The sequence below is a fragment of the Bacillus sp. FSL M8-0063 genome, assembly GCF_038005545.1.
Taxonomy (GTDB): Bacteria; Bacillota; Bacilli; order Bacillales; family Bacillaceae_G; genus Bacillus_A; species Bacillus_A wiedmannii.
Map to the genome: position 1 here is coordinate 2,840,911 of NZ_JBBOTJ010000001.1, position 16,774 is coordinate 2,857,684.

General features: G+C 39.4%; 15 protein-coding genes, 1 riboswitch and 1 other annotated feature. Of the genes, 5 read left to right on the plus strand and 10 right to left on the minus strand.

Annotated elements, in window-relative coordinates; all coding sequences use genetic code 11:
* Nucleotides 1–87 precede the first annotated feature (87 nt).
* The 3 genes from MKX31_RS14340 to MKX31_RS14350 all read right to left on the minus strand — a co-directional run bounded on the left by MKX31_RS14340 (nucleotide 88) and on the right by MKX31_RS14350 (nucleotide 3,061).
* Complete coding sequence (locus MKX31_RS14340; protein WP_088047132.1) at nucleotides 88–1,281, minus strand: MFS transporter; 1,194 nt, start codon at nucleotides 1,279–1,281, stop codon at nucleotides 88–90.
* Nucleotides 1,282–1,350: 69 nt separating this feature from the next.
* Nucleotides 1,351–1,914 carry a maltose O-acetyltransferase gene (locus MKX31_RS14345; RefSeq protein ID WP_048560029.1) on the minus strand — a complete coding sequence of 188 codons (564 nt, stop codon included), beginning with the start codon at nucleotides 1,912–1,914 and terminating at the stop codon, nucleotides 1,351–1,353.
* A 148-nt stretch (nucleotides 1,915–2,062) separates the two neighbouring features.
* Nucleotides 2,063–3,061, minus strand: a complete 999-nt coding sequence (locus MKX31_RS14350; RefSeq protein ID WP_340981027.1) for a tryptophan--tRNA ligase — start codon at nucleotides 3,059–3,061, stop codon at nucleotides 2,063–2,065.
* Nucleotides 3,062–3,104: 43 nt separating this feature from the next.
* Nucleotides 3,105–3,313, minus strand: a binding site (T-box leader).
* 138 nt (nucleotides 3,314–3,451) lie between these two features.
* On the opposite strand from MKX31_RS14350, the gene MKX31_RS14355 reads away from it, so the two are divergent.
* The gene (locus MKX31_RS14355) at nucleotides 3,452–4,609 is read left to right on the plus strand and encodes a 1-deoxy-D-xylulose-5-phosphate reductoisomerase (RefSeq protein ID WP_064475868.1); all 1,158 of its coding nucleotides are present in this window, start codon (nucleotides 3,452–3,454) and stop codon (nucleotides 4,607–4,609) included.
* A gap of 27 nt (nucleotides 4,610–4,636) precedes the next feature.
* Here the strand turns inward: MKX31_RS14355 and MKX31_RS14360 are convergent, their stop codons facing one another.
* Both MKX31_RS14360 and MKX31_RS14365 read right to left on the minus strand, forming a co-directional pair.
* Nucleotides 4,637–5,758 (minus strand): AI-2E family transporter, encoded by a 1,122-nt coding sequence (locus MKX31_RS14360; protein WP_000416918.1) that lies wholly within the window; start codon nucleotides 5,756–5,758, stop codon nucleotides 4,637–4,639.
* A gap of 63 nt (nucleotides 5,759–5,821) precedes the next feature.
* Complete coding sequence (locus tag MKX31_RS14365) at nucleotides 5,822–6,070, minus strand: GlsB/YeaQ/YmgE family stress response membrane protein (protein WP_000539720.1); 249 nt, start codon at nucleotides 6,068–6,070, stop codon at nucleotides 5,822–5,824.
* Nucleotides 6,071–6,206: 136 nt separating this feature from the next.
* Here MKX31_RS14365 and MKX31_RS14370 point away from each other — a divergent pair, with 136 nt between their 5' ends.
* Both MKX31_RS14370 and MKX31_RS14375 read left to right on the plus strand, forming a co-directional pair.
* Entirely contained in the window at nucleotides 6,207–6,668 is a 462-nt protein-coding gene (locus MKX31_RS14370; protein WP_064475869.1) for a GNAT family N-acetyltransferase, read from the plus strand.
* Nucleotides 6,669–6,706: 38 nt separating this feature from the next.
* Nucleotides 6,707–6,849, plus strand: a riboswitch (cyclic di-AMP (ydaO/yuaA leader).
* A 96-nt stretch (nucleotides 6,850–6,945) separates the two neighbouring features.
* Nucleotides 6,946–7,089, plus strand: coding sequence for a hypothetical protein (locus MKX31_RS14375; RefSeq protein WP_000945246.1), 144 nt, complete (start codon nucleotides 6,946–6,948; stop codon nucleotides 7,087–7,089).
* A gap of 54 nt (nucleotides 7,090–7,143) precedes the next feature.
* Here MKX31_RS14375 and MKX31_RS14380 read toward each other — a convergent pair whose 3' ends face one another.
* The 4 genes from MKX31_RS14380 to MKX31_RS14395 all read right to left on the minus strand — a co-directional run bounded on the left by MKX31_RS14380 (nucleotide 7,144) and on the right by MKX31_RS14395 (nucleotide 13,675).
* A complete protein-coding gene (locus MKX31_RS14380; protein WP_340981028.1) occupies nucleotides 7,144–9,657 on the minus strand; it encodes a BC_3345 family exosporium-associated protein in 2,514 nt (837 codons plus the stop codon).
* Nucleotides 9,658–9,680: 23 nt separating this feature from the next.
* Complete coding sequence (locus MKX31_RS14385) at nucleotides 9,681–12,188, minus strand: collagen-like protein (RefSeq protein ID WP_340981029.1); 2,508 nt, start codon at nucleotides 12,186–12,188, stop codon at nucleotides 9,681–9,683.
* Nucleotides 12,189–12,335: 147 nt separating this feature from the next.
* Nucleotides 12,336–13,091: a class I SAM-dependent methyltransferase gene (locus MKX31_RS14390; RefSeq protein ID WP_064475872.1), complete on the minus strand. Its 756-nt coding sequence runs from the start codon at nucleotides 13,089–13,091 to the stop codon at nucleotides 12,336–12,338.
* Between the two features lie 41 nt (nucleotides 13,092–13,132).
* A complete protein-coding gene (locus tag MKX31_RS14395; protein ID WP_064475873.1) occupies nucleotides 13,133–13,675 on the minus strand; it encodes a CGNR zinc finger domain-containing protein in 543 nt (180 codons plus the stop codon).
* Nucleotides 13,676–13,787: 112 nt separating this feature from the next.
* On the opposite strand from MKX31_RS14395, the gene MKX31_RS14400 reads away from it, so the two are divergent.
* Nucleotides 13,788–14,984, plus strand: coding sequence for an MDR family MFS transporter (locus MKX31_RS14400; RefSeq protein ID WP_340981030.1), 1,197 nt, complete (start codon nucleotides 13,788–13,790; stop codon nucleotides 14,982–14,984).
* An 82-nt stretch (nucleotides 14,985–15,066) separates the two neighbouring features.
* Here the strand turns inward: MKX31_RS14400 and MKX31_RS14405 are convergent, their stop codons facing one another.
* Nucleotides 15,067–15,981, minus strand: a complete 915-nt coding sequence (locus MKX31_RS14405) for a tetratricopeptide repeat protein (protein ID WP_064475875.1) — start codon at nucleotides 15,979–15,981, stop codon at nucleotides 15,067–15,069.
* Between the two features lie 350 nt (nucleotides 15,982–16,331).
* Here MKX31_RS14405 and MKX31_RS14410 point away from each other — a divergent pair, with 350 nt between their 5' ends.
* Nucleotides 16,332–16,712 (plus strand): hypothetical protein, encoded by a 381-nt coding sequence (locus MKX31_RS14410; protein WP_340981031.1) that lies wholly within the window; start codon nucleotides 16,332–16,334, stop codon nucleotides 16,710–16,712.
* Nucleotides 16,713–16,774: the final 62 nt, after the last annotated feature.

Sequence of the window (16,774 nt, forward strand, 5' to 3'; positions counted from 1 at the left end):
ACTTTTAATAAGTTGCGTTGACAATATATCATACATCATTTTCTAAAGCAATAGAGATGATATATTTCCGCTGCATGCAATCCTTATTTAGCTCGGTGTATTCTCTCTTGTAATAGACGATACAATTCCAGACAAAAGAACAAATAATAAAACAGCTAGCAAGGCATTACGTATTCCGAATGCTTCCCCAAGTATCCCTAAAAATGGTGGTCCGACTAAAAAGGCTGTATAACCAATGATAGAAACTGCAGCAACATTAGAAGTCGCATTTTCACGGTCATCTCCAGCAGCTGACAGACCAATTGGGAACCCTAGCGCTGCACCAATCCCCCACAGTACTACGCCAAATGCTAGAAAATACGAATTACTCCCAAATATTACGATTGAAATTCCTAGAATCGCCATCATAATAGTGGCACGTACGACAGCGACACGACCGAATCGATCAAGGAAATAGCTGCTACACATACGAGTTAACGTCATTGCTAATACAAAAATTGCGTACATAATAGAACCTGCCACTATACTTTGCTCATGTCCATCTACCATCACGATAGGTAGCCAATCATTTGCACTACCTTCTGCAAATGCCATTCCAAGCACAAAAAGACCAATTAAAAGCACCTTTTTTTCCATACGTAAGGAAGTACGCTTCTCTCTCCTTTTGTTCCGCGATTTCTCCTTCTTTCCTGTTCCGTGCGGAAGAAAACGATACACCATACATACAAGTAATAGAAACACGACCGAAATCACAAGAAACTGATACAGAATCGGGATGTGAAGCGACGCTGCGACAGAACCACTGAGCGCGCCTACTAAAGTTCCTACACTAAAAAAGCCATGGAATTTCGGAAGAAGAGTTGTTCCTAATTTCTGCTCAATGGAAGAACCTTCTACATTCAATGCGACTTCCGCCAATCCGTAGCCTACTCCAAATACTAGTAAGCTACTAAAAGCCCCCATACTAGAAACAAAATAAATATTTATACCTAAACAAATCAATCCAACAATCATAAAAAACATACTGCCTATAATAACGTCTCTAGCTCCCTTACAGTCAATGAAGCGGCTTGCACTCAGTAAACCAATTATTGAACCGACAGATAGTCCGAACAAAATCCAGCCCATTTCTGCATTTGACACTGCTAACATATCTCGAGTAGCTGCTGTTCTTGAAATCCATGTAGCAAACGCGACACCTGGCAAAGCAAATAAGAGAAAAAGAGCGTTTCGAGAGGCAAGTAATGTCTTTGTATGATTATCCGCACTATATTTCTCCATATGAAACACCTTTCACATTGTCTATACGATAAGACACCAGTTTATTCATATACCCGTAAAAAACGATTTCTATAAGTCTATCGTTTTAATAACTTTAGCTGGATTGCCACCAACTACTACATTATGAGGTACATCTTTTGTCACAACTGCCCCTGAGGCAATTACAGCGTTGTCTCCAATTGAAATACCAGGGTTAATTATAGCTCCCCCGCCAACCCAAACGTTGTTACCAATCTTTACAGGCTTTCCATATTCTTTACCAGAATTCCGTTCCACCGGATGTAAAGGATGAGTGGCCGTATAAATATGGACACCTGGTGCAAACATACAATTATCACCGATTCGTACTTCACAAACGTCCAAAATCACACAATTAAAATTTGCGAAAAAGCTCTTTCCAACATGGATATTGTAGCCGTAATCACAACGAAAATCAGGATTAATTTGGGCTTTCCCATCAGCTGAAGAACCTAAAAGCTGATTTAATAATGTAAAACGTTTTTCATCTCCTGTCTCCATCGCCTCGTTATAAAGGCGTGTTAAACGTTTTGCCTCCACCCTATCAGCCACTAATTCTTCATCCTCCGCAACATACATTTCTCCCGCTAACATCTTTTCTTTCTCTGTTTTCATACAATCCTCTCCCTCGTTATAGAATGAATCACACTTATTAAACTCGTTTAATAAGTAACCCTATATTAGCATACTTTTTAATATGTGCAACTAATAAGTTTTGAAAGGAAATGTGAATTCTTACTTCACCTAACGAAATAGGGAACGCTCAGCGTCCCCTCTCAAATCCAATCCGTTTTTTTATTTCGGCTAAATTTACCCTCGCGATTTTTCTTGCCCGCTCAGCACCTTTTTCTAACGCTTCATATAATAAATTTGGCTCATTCATATACATAGCGTATTTCTCCCGAGGTCCAGCTAATTCGCGGTCTACAACGCGAAACAACTCTTTTTTTACATCGCCCCATCCGATTCCAGTTTCATACTTTTCGCGCATCAACTGTATTTCATCTTCCGTCGCAAATTCTTTATATATCATAAATAACGTTTCTAGTTCTTTCGGTTCATTCGGAAGTGAGGAGTCTGTTTTGATTTTAAATATTAACTTTCGTAGTTTTTCTTGTTCTGCAAATAATGGGATCACATTTCCGTAACTTTTACTCATCTTCCTTCCATCAAGACCAGGTAAAATGGCACCTTCTTCTTGTATGACATAATCCGGAAGCGTAAATGTTATGCCGAATGTATGATTAAAATACGACGCAATATCACGGGCAATTTCAATATGTTGAATTTGGTCTTTCCCGACTGGTACATGAGTAGCTTGAAATAATAATATGTCAGCTGCCATTAAAATCGGGTACGTATATAATCCCATATTCACTCCAGCATCTACCTCTAACCCTGCTTCTTTATTTTGCTCTACTTTCGCTTTATACGCATGAGCACGGTTCATAAGACCTTTCGGAGTTAGACAAGCTAATATCCAAGCTAGTTCTAAAATCTCTGGCACTTCTGTTTGTCGGTAAAAAATAACATCTTCTCCAAGTCCGAGTGATAACCAAGTAGCTGCTACCTCTTTCGTATAACTACTGAACTTTTCTGAATCATGCACAGCATTTAACGCATGATAATCCGCTATAAAATACAATGCGTTTCCTTCATTATTCTTTGACATTTGCAGCGCAGGTTTAATCGCACCAATATAATTTCCTAAATGCGGATAACCAGTTGGCTTAATTCCTGTTAACATTATTTTTTCACTCACACTAACCCCTCCTTTCTCAAAATAAAAAAGCCCCCTCATCCTAAAAAAGGACGAGAGACTCCCGCGGTACCACCTTCATTAGCTATCATTAATAGCTCACTTCAACTTCTTAACGTGAAGTAACCGTCTTTACCTACTCATTTCAGTTAGAAGCTCCAGAGCCCATTCCATATTCATCCCTTACTGATTTCCACCACATATCAGCTCTCTGAAAAGTTTTGAATATGTACTCTTCTCTTTCATTGCTTTTTCGTTATTTTTTACAGTTTATCACATTCCCTTTCCAATTAAACCCTAATTTTCTGTTTTATATAGCAGGAATTTTCACCTTGATTGTCTAATAATATATAGGTTTGCAGAAATACTCGAAACAACTTTGGAGGTTTTTTCATGGTAAAATATATATCCATTTTAGGTTCAACGGGATCCATTGGCACATCTGCATTAGATGTCGTTTCCGCTCATCCTGAACATTTTAAAATCGTCGGTTTAACCGCAAATTATAATATCGATCTTCTCGAAAAGCAAATCGAATCGTTTCAGCCTCGTATTGTAAGCGTAGCGACAAGAGAATTAGCGGACACATTGCGTTCTCGTATTTCAACAAATACAAAAATTACATATGGAACTGATGGTTTAATTGAAGTATCTACCCATCCTGATACAAATCTTGTATTAAGTTCAGTTGTCGGTGTTTCAGGTTTACTCCCAACAATTGAAGCATTAAAGGCGAAGAAAGATATCGCCATCGCTAACAAAGAAACTTTAGTTGCAGCTGGACATATCGTAACCGAACTAGCGAAACAAAACGGATGCCGCCTAATTCCAGTCGATAGTGAACATTCAGCTATTTTCCAGTGTTTAAATGGGGAAAATAATAAGGAAATCGAAAAATTAATTGTTACAGCTTCTGGCGGCGCTTTTCGTGATAAAACACGTGAAGAAATGAAAACATTACAAGCGAAGGATGCTTTAAAACACCCAAACTGGTTAATGGGGGCAAAACTAACGATAGATTCTGCCACGTTAATGAATAAAGGGTTTGAAGTGATGGAAGCTAAGTGGCTATTCGATATTCCTTATGAAAAAATTAATGTTATGATTCATAAAGAAAGTATCATTCACTCTTTAGTAGAGTTTATTGATGGATCAGTCATGGCACAGCTCGGTGCCCCTGATATGAGAATGCCGATTCAATATGCATTTCACTACCCTACTCGACTACCTTCATCCTATGAAAAATTAAATTTATTAGAAATTGGTAGTTTGCATTTTGAAAAACCAAATTTAGAGAAGTTCCCCTGTCTACAATACGCATTTGAATGTGGCAAAATTGGCGGTACAACTCCAGCTGTATTAAATGCAGCGAACGAAATTGCAAATGCACTATTTCTTAAAAATGAAATTGCATTTTTCGATATCGAAAAAACAATTTACAATACAATTGAAGCTCATCATAATGTAAAAGATCCTTCACTCGATGCTATATTAGAAGCTGATCAATGGGCACGCCAATACGCAAATCAATTATTAATAAAAAAGAGCTAAAACAGTTTTATCTGTTTTAGCTTTTTTTTACGTATTCAACTTAACAAATCTATAACTATGCGTTACTAACACTTTTAATATCGCATATCCTGGAATTGCTAAAATAATCCCCATAATTCCAAATAAATTTCCGGCAGTTAAAATAATAAAAATGATAGTAATCGGGTGAATGTCTAGCTTTTTCCCCATAACTTGCGGAGAAATAAATTTACCTTCTGCTAATTGTACGACCATCATTACAATAATTACTTTTAACACCATTGATGGCGAGTCAATAAATGCGATAATTAATGCTGGTGTAATTGCAATGATTGGTCCTACGTACGGAACGATATTTACAATCATCGCTAAAATTGCAAGTAATACCGCATATTTGATACCAATAATAAGGTAACCGATTAATAGCATAATACCGATAAACAAGCTAACGATAATTTGCCCTCTAATATACGAGCTAATGGCATAATGCATATCATCTAGTATTCTCATCGCTGCTGGGTGTCTTTGTTCTGAAATAAACTTTAAAAAGTGATTCGGTAATTGTTCACCATCTTTTAAAAGATAGAACAATATAAATGGAACCATTACAAACGTTAAAACGACCTCTGTAACAGTACTTAAAAATCCAGTTACATTTCCAGTTACTGATGATAACGACTTCGTAAAATCAACTGTGTAGTCTTTTACCATACTCGCTACATCAATATTTAAATTCTCTTGAATTTTGCCTAGTAAATTACTTTCCCCGAATCTACGTGCCGCTCGCTCAATTTCATGACCGAAATACGGTAAGTTATCTATTAATGCATCAATTTGATCTTTAATAATCGGGATTACTGTTACAACTAAAAATACAAATAATCCTAGTACTATTATATATATAGAAGCTATTGATACGATTCTTGAAACACCTTTCTTTTCTAAAAGCGAAACGAATGGATGCAATATATAAAATAGCACACCCGCTAATAGTACGGGGAAGAAAATTGTTTTTAAAAAGACGATAAACGGAGTAAACACAAAAGAAATTTTCGTTAGCAATAATATGTTGATAAACAATAATGCAAATCCAAGTAGCACCGCTAAATAATTTTGTTCTCTAAAAAACTTTTTCAGCTTATCTCTTTTTCTTATATTTACTTTCTCCAACGAAACCACCTCTTCGAATGATGAAAAGCCCTTATTCAGGGCTTTTCGTCATGATCTATATCTTTATTTTTTTGCAGCTTTCACTACAAATGATACAATAAGAATTAATACGATTGCACCTAATAATGCTGGCACGACATGAATCCCACCAAAAGATGGCCCAAAAGATCCAAATAATCTACCACCTAACGAAGCACCTAATAAACCTGCGATAATATTTCCAAACATACCACCCGGAAAATTTTTACCCGTTATAGAACCTGCAATTGCACCTATAATAGCACCAACTATTAATGTGATAATCCATCCCATTTTTAGTCCTCCATTTCTATTATAGTGTATTTCTTTTTGATACTAAATTATTATGTAACTATTATAATTATTATATCCAATAAAGAAAAATCTTGTCAAATCTATGAAAATAAAGCTTACAAGGAGGTTTTACCGAGTGATTCAAAAATTAATAACAACTTCTCACAAAACCGCTACTTCTATTTTAAGCATTCAAATACCAGCTTATGAAATCGAGGCACAATATATAAATAGTACAGCTATCCCTCGCCTTTATGATACTGTAGCCGATATTCAATCATGTGATGAAATTTTCTACGGCTATTTTTATGAAGATACACTTGCCGGGTTTATTTCTTTTAAAATGGATGAAGAGGAAGTTGATATTCATCGTTTAGTAGTATCCCCCGATCATTTTCATAAAGGAATCGCTACAAAACTACTACTTTATGTATTTGACATGTTCTCCCCTTCACAAACATATATTGTACAAACAGGGAAAGAAAATACACCTGCTCTGTCTTTATATAAAAAATATGGATTTATTAAAATAAATGATATTATATTATCCGATGGAGTGGTTTTAACCTCACTAAAAAAATCAGAAAACAACAAATAGTTTGACTCATCAATTTATTTATGTTATCTTTTACTTTATAAAACCTTTTGCTGAGTCCAAAATTTGGAGCGGGGGAACCATTTTTGTAGCCATGCTACTTGGGGCGAATCTTTTTTAAGTAGGGAAACTCTCACTTCCCGAGTCCGACAGCTAACCTCGTAAGCGTAATGGGAGAGGAAGGTGCTTTTTGCCTATGTTACACAGTGTACCTCCTTAATTATAAATATGGGATCGATACCAATAGACACCTATATTTATAGAAAAGGAGACATGTATAATGTTACGTTTATCTGATCACGCAATAAAAATGATGGAGCAAAGACTTCGACTCGAACAACATCGCACATATCAAGCAAATAAAGTTGTAGATAACTTACATCACAAATACTTCTTTCAGCATATTTTTCAACCGAAAAGATAAAGAGAAAAACACAAGGAATGTCTATACAGACATTCCTTGTGTTTTTTATATTCCTTATAATATTCTCACTACATTTAAACTTGCCGTAATCGCACCTGCTATAGTGGTCACATGCCCTACACCTAATGGACCGTTTTGTAATATTAATGTTGAATTGGCACTCGTTACATTCACAAGAAGCGTATTTGAAATGGCAGGTTCGATTACTACAGTTACTGTCGTTACGTTTTGTATAAAACTCCCTGCTAGTTGCGTCCCATTTAATAGTAGTCTGACAGATACCGTCTCATTCCCACCAGTCGCGTCCCCTTGGAAATAATAGCTTACTAAATATATTCCTGGGGTGGATACTGTGACAGTTGTAGCACTAGTTAAAGATACTCCTGTTCCATATACTGTAGATCCTGAATTAATTGGAATGTTGGCATTGGCTGCAATTGTACTTGTTGAAGTAGAAAAGAAATAGCCGCCACCTGTTGATATTGCAGATGATCCAGTTGCTCCTGTTAAACCGGTTGGGCCCGTGACACCTGTTGGGCCTGTTACTCCCGTTCCCCCTGTTGCTCCTGTTATTCCTTGTATGCCTTGGATTCCTGTCGGTCCTGTTGCACCAGTCGCTCCAGTCGCTCCGGTTGCTCCGGTTGCTCCCGTCACACCTTGTGGACCTTGAATTCCTTGTATTCCTTGAGGACCTGTTATTCCCGTCACTCCAGTTGCTCCCGCCGGACCTACTATCCCTTGTGGACCTTGGATTCCTTGCACGCCTTGTGGACCGGTTGCTCCTGTCGGGCCAGTTGCTCCGGTTACTCCGGTTACCCCTTGTGGACCTTGGATTCCTTGAGGACCTTGAGGGCCCGTTACTCCCGTCGGTCCGGTTGCACCCGCCTGACCCGTTGGACCCGTCGAGCCAGTTATCCCTTGTATCCCTTGAGGTCCAGTTGGGCCCGTTGGACCAATCGGACCTTGGATTCCTTGGATTCCTTGAATGCCCTGTGGACCGGTTGGACCTTGTAAACCTTGTATCCCCTGAATTCCTTGTGGGCCTGTTGCCCCTGTTGGACCAGTCGGGCCCTGTGGACCTTGGATTCCTTGTATTCCAGTTGGACCTGTTGGACCTATAGCCCCTTGCGGCCCCTGTATGCCTTGTATTCCTTGAGGACCAGTTGGACCCGTTATACCACTTGGGCCTTGCACTCCTTGCAATCCTTGTGGACCTGTTGGACCGATTGGACCTTGAATTCCTTGAAGACCTTGTAAACCGGTTGGGCCGGTTGCTCCCATTACTCCTTGCTCACCTTGCATTCCTTGTATTCCTTGCGGGCCTGTTGGGCCGATTGGACCTTGTGCTCCTTGCACTCCTTGAAGACCGGTTGGACCTGTTGCTCCTACCGGTCCCTGTACGCCTTGTAAACCTTGTAAACCCGTTGGACCTGTTACTCCCATTACTCCTTGTGGACCTTGAATTCCTTGGTCACCTGTTGGACCTGTTACCCCCATTGGACCCTGTACGCCTTGCAAACCTGTTAAACCAGTTACCCCTGTCGGTCCCTGTATTCCTTGCACTCCTTGGATTCCAGTCGCTCCTGTTGCTCCGGTCGATCCAGTTGCCCCAGTTGCTCCAGTCGGACCTGTTGGACCTCCCGGTGATCCTGCCGGACCCGTTGGACCCGTTGGGCCTCCTGGCGGACCTGTTGGACCCGTTGCTCCTGTTGGACCTGTTGCAGATCCAGTTGGACCAGTTACTCCCGCCTGACCTGTCGAGCCGGTTGGACCGGGATCCCCTTGCAAGCCAGTTGCCCCTGTTGGGCCTATTACACCTTGCACCCCTTGTATCCCCTGAGAGCCGGTTGGACCGGTTAGCCCCATCTCACCTTGTGGACCTTGTAAACCTTGAACACCAGTTGCCCCTGTTGATCCTATTGGCCCTTGTTCTCCTTGTATTCCTTGAGAACCAGTTGGACCCGTCGGGCCCACCGGACCTTGAATTCCTTGTATACCTGTTACACCTTGTAAACCACTACTCCCTAAATTACCTTGAACACCTTGTATTCCCGTATTTCCTGTTGGGCCCGTCGGACCAATTTCACCTTGCACTCCTTGTATACCCTGTATTCCTGTTGGACCCGTCGGGCCGATTTCACCTTGTATTCCTTGTATACCTTGTATTCCTGTTGGACCTGTTTCTCCCATTGGCCCAGGTATACCTTGTATCCCTTGAATTCCAGTTGGGCCAATCGGACCCCTTTCGCCTTGAATTCCTTGAACACCTTGAATTCCTTGTGGACCTTGTTCCCCCATCGGCCCTTGACTACCTTGAGCACCCCGTGGTCCTGTTAAACCAGTTGGACCTGTTGGGCCAATCTCTCCCTGTACTCCTTGTACTCCTTGAATTCCTGTTGGACCAGTTGGGCCAATTGGTCCTTGTACGCCTTGTATTCCTTGCGGGCCAGTCGGTCCACCTAAAGACCCTGTCGGACCAGTTGGACCAGTTGGGCCCGTAATACCTGACGCCGGAAAAGGAATAGGTGATTGAAACTTACTACACTTATCTTGCTCCCTCACAAGCATCTCCCCCCGTTATAACTAACGTGTCAAACTATTTTTAATACATTTAAACTAGCAGTTATCACACCAGATAATGTCGTTACATGCCCAATAGATAATGGACCATTTTGCAAAGATAAAGTAGCATTTGAAGAAGCAACATTAATGACCATCGTATTAGAAATCGCTGGTTCTAATACAAAGGTACCTCCTGTAACATAAAAAATAAAACTCCCTGCGACTTGCGTTCCATTTAAAGTAAGCCTCACGGAAATCGTTTCATTCCCCCCATTTGGATCACCTTGAAAATAATAGCTGACTAAATATATTCCCGGTGTACTTAACGTTACAGTTGTTGCATTTGTTAAACTAACACCAGAACCAAAAGTTGTAGATCCTGAATTGATTGGTATTAACGCATTCGCTGCAATTACACTCGTTGAAGTAGAAAAGAAATAACCGCCTCCGCTAGGTAAGCCAGTCGCCCCTGTTGCACCTATTATTCCTATGGAACCTATAACCCCTATACTTCCAGTTGCGCCTGTTGGTCCCACAGCTCCAATCGATCCTTGACTACCTTGCGCTCCGGCTGGCCCGACACTACCGCTAACCCCTGTCATTCCACTTACTCCAGTTGGGCCTTGCAGACCTTGAATACCTTGAGAACCTTGTATCCCGGTTACTCCCGTTGCTCCTGTTGGTCCGGTCATTCCTGTACTTCCTTGTATCCCTATAATCCCTTGAACGCCTTGTATTCCTTGTGCACCTGTCGCCCCTGCTTCTCCTGTCGCTCCTGTTTCTCCAGTTACACCTGTTATTCCAACATTTCCTTGTGGTCCCTCAGCTCCTTGACTACCTTGTGCACCTTGCACTCCTTGGGGACCTGTTATCCCGTTTTCTCCTAAAACCCCTTGGGGACCTCTAATTCCTTGCGCTCCTGTCGGACCTGTTATTCCTTGTATTCCTTGCATACCTTGAGAGCCTTGCGCTCCTGTTGGGCCTACTATACCTTGTATTCCTGGAGACCCTTGCAAACCAATTGCTCCTGCCTGACCTGTTATTCCTTGAACTCCTTGCATACCTTGAGCACCTTGTGGACCAGTCAATCCATTTTCCCCTTGTATTCCTTGAGGTCCTTGTATCCCTTGAACGCCAGCTGCTCCTGTTTCTCCTCGTATTCCTTGAGGTCCTTGTATACCTTGTGCTCCAGCTGCTCCTGTTTCCCCTCGTATTCCTTGGGGACCTTGGGCTCCAGCCGCTCCTGTTGTGCCTGTGGGACCGATTATTCCTTGTAAGCCTTGTATACCTTGCGCTCCTGTTGGACCTGTTATCCCTTGTATTCCTTGCACACCTTTAGGGCCTTCTGCACCAGTTGGACCGATTTCTCCCTGTGGACCTTGAGTTCCTTGGGGACCTTCTGCGCCAGTTGCTCCTATTATTCCTTGATTACCTTGAGAACCTTGTGCACCTTGTACGCCAGCTACACCAATTACCCCTTGAGAACCTTGTGCTCCCCTTACACCTTGAGGGCCAGTGGGACCAGTTATACCTTGTAATCCTTGCACTCCTATTAGACCAGTTCCCCCTGTTACACCCCGCGTACCAGTTACACCAGTTGGACCTGTTGGCCCCCCAGGTGGACCGGGTGGACCAGATGGACCAGTCACTCCACTAGAGGGACCAATTGGACCGGTTGTTCCCGTCGGGGCACCCGGAGGTCCTTCTGGTCCTTGTATACCAATACTTCCAGTTGCTCCTGTTATCCCTCGTACTCCTTTTGCTCCTTGAAAACCTGTGGATCCGTTTATTCCTTGTATTCCTTGAACACCTTGTGGACCTTGGGGGCCTATTACACCTGTTACTCCCCTTATTCCGCTTATACCTTGAGGTCCTTGTATTCCAGTAGAACCAGTTGGACCTATTACACCTTGTATCCCTTGATCACCTTGGTGTCCTTGCTCTCCAGTAATTCCTTGTATTCCTTGGGGACCTTCTTCTCCTTGTATACCTGTAGTTCCATCCTCCCCTTGTATTCCTTGCGCTCCTTTGGGGCCTTGAGGACCTGTTACACCTGTAATACCAGCTTCACCTATAACTCCTTGCATTCCTTGGGCTCCCGTTTTTCCTCTTCCTCCAATTTCCCCTTGTATCCCCAGGGAACCTTGTAGACCTTGACTACCAGCAGGGCCTGTAATCCCTTGTATCCCTTCCAGTCCTTGTAATCCAATATCACCAACAGGACCTTGCTCTCCAATTAATCCTTGAGGACCTTGTAAACCAACCGGACCTGTAATTCCTTGCTCTCCAGTATCACCAATGGCACCTTGTATTCCTTGAGCTCCTGTTGTCCCTCGCGGACCTTGTATTCCCTCGATACCTTGGGGGCCTTGTGGACCCGTTGCTCCTCTAGGTCCAGTAATTCCCGGAGGGCCGACCGGACCTTCATGCCCTCCAGTTGGACCAGTTGAACCACTATTACCAGTAGGACCCGTTGCTCCTATAAGTGGAAGAGGCAGTGCCACTCCAAATTTTTTGCACTTTTTATGATGACGCACAACAATCCCCCTTCCCCAAAATAATTACACTTTTTATATGAAATGCATTTTCATATGAAAAGTACACCTCTAACTTCATTTTTTTAAAAATAAAGAAGCCCATCATTTCATGTATTTGAAATGACGGGCTTCTTTTTATAAAACACTTTACTTCCTCGCCTTAATAATAAAAGTAGTTGGCACCACTCTAGCTTTATATAATGAATAATATTTCGTAGACGGCTCAGCTAATTCTTCATCAAACGCGCTAGATGGTTCAGGTTCTTCTATTCTCTCAATTGTAAATCCCGCTCTATTTAACTCATTTATGTATGTACTTATTTTTCTCTTATATAATGTCGCTTGTACATTTTCTCCTTTAAATGTTTCAAACGTAATAGGAGTTTCCTCATGATAAGAAGACTTAAAAACAATTTCTTCTGTACCATACTGTAAATTTGAATATACTGGGTGCTCCCAACTAAAAATAAAACTTCCTCCTGGCTTTACATACGAATAAATTAGTTCCAACGTTTTTCGTAAATTTGAAGTCCAACCTAATGCATAAATGGAATATACAATATCGAAATACCCTTTCGGAATATCACCTTCCTCTTCCATTGCTCCGCATACTAACTTTGAATTCCAACTCTTCAACGTTTCATTCGCTGTTTTAATTTGTTCACTTGAAAGATCAAGACCCCATACTTCCTCTGCCCCATGTTCTGCCATATATTGCAGCGAATGCCCACTTCCACATCCAATATCAAGAACCTTTTTATTTCTAATTGAATCGAACAAATGAATCTCATCTTCAGACGCCGTATACGGACCATATTTCGGTAAACAATCCACTTGAAAGAAATATGGTGCAACTGTATCCCAACACTTTTTGTTTAAAGCTAACATTTGTGTACCTTTCATATTCTACATTCCCCCATCCTATTTTCTTTCCCTAATATAAATTACACATTATAACCTGATCTCCCTTTTCTCTTCTCCCGATAATTTTTCACTTTCGCAATCGTACCGCACGCTCTTCCTCCTTCTTCTCCAGCATACATACCGCACCATCTTTTACTTCCATTTCGCGAATGATCATAAAATACCCAGCGACAATCTGGGCATGCTTTTAACCTCCCCCACAAATTTTCTTGAATTGACATTAACACAATGCTTAATACTTTTGTATATACATTCTCTTCGTGCACAGGCTCATATGTAATACCTTTCATATCTTCCTTTACATGTACATGAAATGGGTATTTCTCTAACCACTTTTGCAATGATCCTTCGCCTTCAACCGTTAACCGAATATCTTCTCGAAAACTTTTTAATTCCTCTATCGTATGAAATGGAACCTCTTTATGAAAATATTTTTTCATAAAGAGGTTTATATCCTCTTCTGTTTGTAGCATATCAATTGGCTCTCTCGTATCGTTTGGTATTTTCCATGTATTTAAAAATTCCCGAATATATTCTAATTCATTTGGTGCATTTTGATTCAATTCCATCCACCTTCTTCTTAAAATTTACTTTTTTCTGACTTTATGTATAATTATAATATAAATTAGTTAACCATTAAATATTTTTACTGGTTACAATATCAGGAGGAGTTCTATGAAAAGTTTCTCAATACCGATACGTTTCATGCTTATTTCTTCATTTTTTATGTCTTTTGGGTATTTCGCAGTATACGCATTTTTAGCTATTTATCTATTAAGCTTTCTTCATTTTACTGCTGTTCAAGTAGGAACAGTGTTGACGGTTATGACAATCACATCACGAGTTATCCCATTATTCTCTGGATTAATTGCTGACAAAATAGGCTATATCATTATGATAATAGCCGGATTATTTTTAAGAGGAATCGGATTTATCGCTTTAGGAATATGCTCTGATTTTTATAAAATTTCTATTTCTTCTGCACTTATTGGCTTCGGAACTGCATTTTACGAACCTGCTGCGCGCGCCATATTCGGCTCACAACCAGCTCATATGAGAAAAAATTTATTTACATATTTAAACCTTAGTTTTAATTGCGGTGCAATAATCGGACCAATTGCAGGAGGGCTCTTACTCTTACTCGATCCAATCTATGCTTTTTCTCTAACAGGATCTCTTATGCTGTTATTCGCTTTTATCTTTTACTTACTTAAAAATCACTTCCAAGTCACTACTGAAAACACGTCTATTACATTAGGGATACAAGCTATCTCACAAAACAAATCTTTCCTTTTGTTTTCATTTATTATGATTTCCTTCTATATTATGTTTACTCAACTTACTGTCGCACTTCCACTTCATATGAAAAATATTAGTAATAGCAATCAGCTTGCTACACTAGTTATTACGATAAATGCAATAACAGGCGTCATATTTATGGTGTTATTCCGAAAACTATTTCATAAATACAACACACTTTCGATTATTAAATACGGTGTTTTATTAATGAGTATTTCCTTTTTACTTATCCCTTTATTTCAACACCCATATTGGCTATTTATTTGTGTAATTTTATTTACAATCGGTGAAACACTCGTATTACCTAACGCTGATATCGCTATTGCAAATTACAGTAACGAATCATATACAGCTACTTACTTCGGATTTTATCAACTATCACTCGCATTTGGTTTTATCATCGGTAATTATACCGGTACATCTTTTACATCCAATTTAAGCGGAATGTATACACCATGGCTTATTTTCGGCGGAATAGGAGTTATTGGTTTTATTTCACTCCATATTTTAAATATTAAAAAAGAGAGCTCTAAAGAGGATATATACCTATGTAATGAGACGAAACCTCTTTAACACATTACAATTGAGATGGTACCTTTAGACAAGCAACCTATAATAAAAAAATTCGACCATCACATGTGACAGTCGAATTTTTTTATTCTTCATATTCCAGATGATTATGTCTTTTACAACCAAATAAATAGCAACCCCCTAAATGATAAGTTTCAAATTCTAACTCTGGAACATATCCAGATTTGATACGTTCTATCATTTTTTTATAACAATTATTCTCTTCCGTATATTCCTCAATTAACTCTTTCTTATCTTTTTCTGTCCAGTTTTCTTCTACTTCTTCATTCTGAACATCTTCTATTTCTGCTGTTTTCGCTTCGATAGATTCCCGTATCACTTCATTTATACGCGTGAAATTATTAGCTTTATATAGAGCATAAACAAATCTACCAATCCAATTGGGACTTTTCCAGTATTCTTTGTATCCCTTTTCAAACCATTCAATTGCTTCGTTATAGCAATTCAACTCAACATATAAATCTGCTACATTAACTTCTCCTAAAAAATCATCAGATTTCCTGTTAAAAGCATCTAACTTCTCTTTCGCTTCTGTCGTTCTCCCTAAATCAATTAAACATTTTACATAGCTATACTTTATATAGTCCGAATCCCCTGCAACTCGCAAGAAAAATTCCGCAGCTTTTTCCAGCTCTCCAAGGTTATAATGCGCTACAGCTACATTGTGAAATGCTTCATTGGATGGCTGAATCGAAATAGAATTTTGTAATACTTCTTTCGCTTCTTCCCATCTTTCTTGTTTCGTGTAAATTTCCCCTAAGATGTTATAAGGAAAGTATGAGGAAGGATTCAACTTAATAACTTCTCTTATTAATTCAAGAGCTTTATCATCATCCTCTTCCTCATAAAAGTACATCCAAGCAAGATTATTGAGAGATTGTACACCTCTAGATTCATGTACCGCTCGTTGAAACAGTTCCATTGCTTCCTCATATTTATTTTGTTCAAACATTTCAATTGCCTTCTCGTTAATATTCAAGTAACTACCTCCGAAGTGAATGAATTCATCTATTCCATATCTTTATTTTAATATGTAAAAATTGTAATTTCCATAAAAAAATAAGTTATTTCTCCTATCTATATTTCATCATATATTTGGACATCCAATTCATAACGCTTTTAGCAACACCATTTTCTAAAGCAACTATATACCTACTGTAAAAGTACTAATTCTCAACAATAAGTAAACCTTTCAATTCTCCATAAATTGGATATATAACCTATTCCGCTTTACATATTATGGTACAATCAAAAAGAGTGCTAGCTAAACATTTACGTTCCACACTAGCAGTCTAGCAATACAAAAATCACTTGAAATTGGGGGATGTTATGAGAAAGAAATTAAGTGCTCTTCTATTCATCGGAATCATATTATCCGGATGTTCAACTATAGCGGAAAATTCTTTAGAAACCGGAAAAGGCAGTATTGAATTATTAACACCGACGATTACAACAAAAGATAACGAATTAGAAATTAAGACTGAAGGTATTGATGAAAATAAAGTGACGTTTATTTATGTTGCCAATAAAAAAGTATTGGAACAAAAAATTAATAATGGCGAATCCTACAAAGTTAACATTAAAGATATCGAGCACGCTCATAGGACAGATTACAAACCAAAAGTTCAACTTTTGCAAACGCAAGATGACCATAAAGATGGAGAGATGGTAACGTTTAAACAAGTTAGATATACAGTTAAAAAAAATTAATTTTATAGACATTTCATGATAAATGTAACGAACGAAAATTTACTTTTAACAGTGGGTAAATA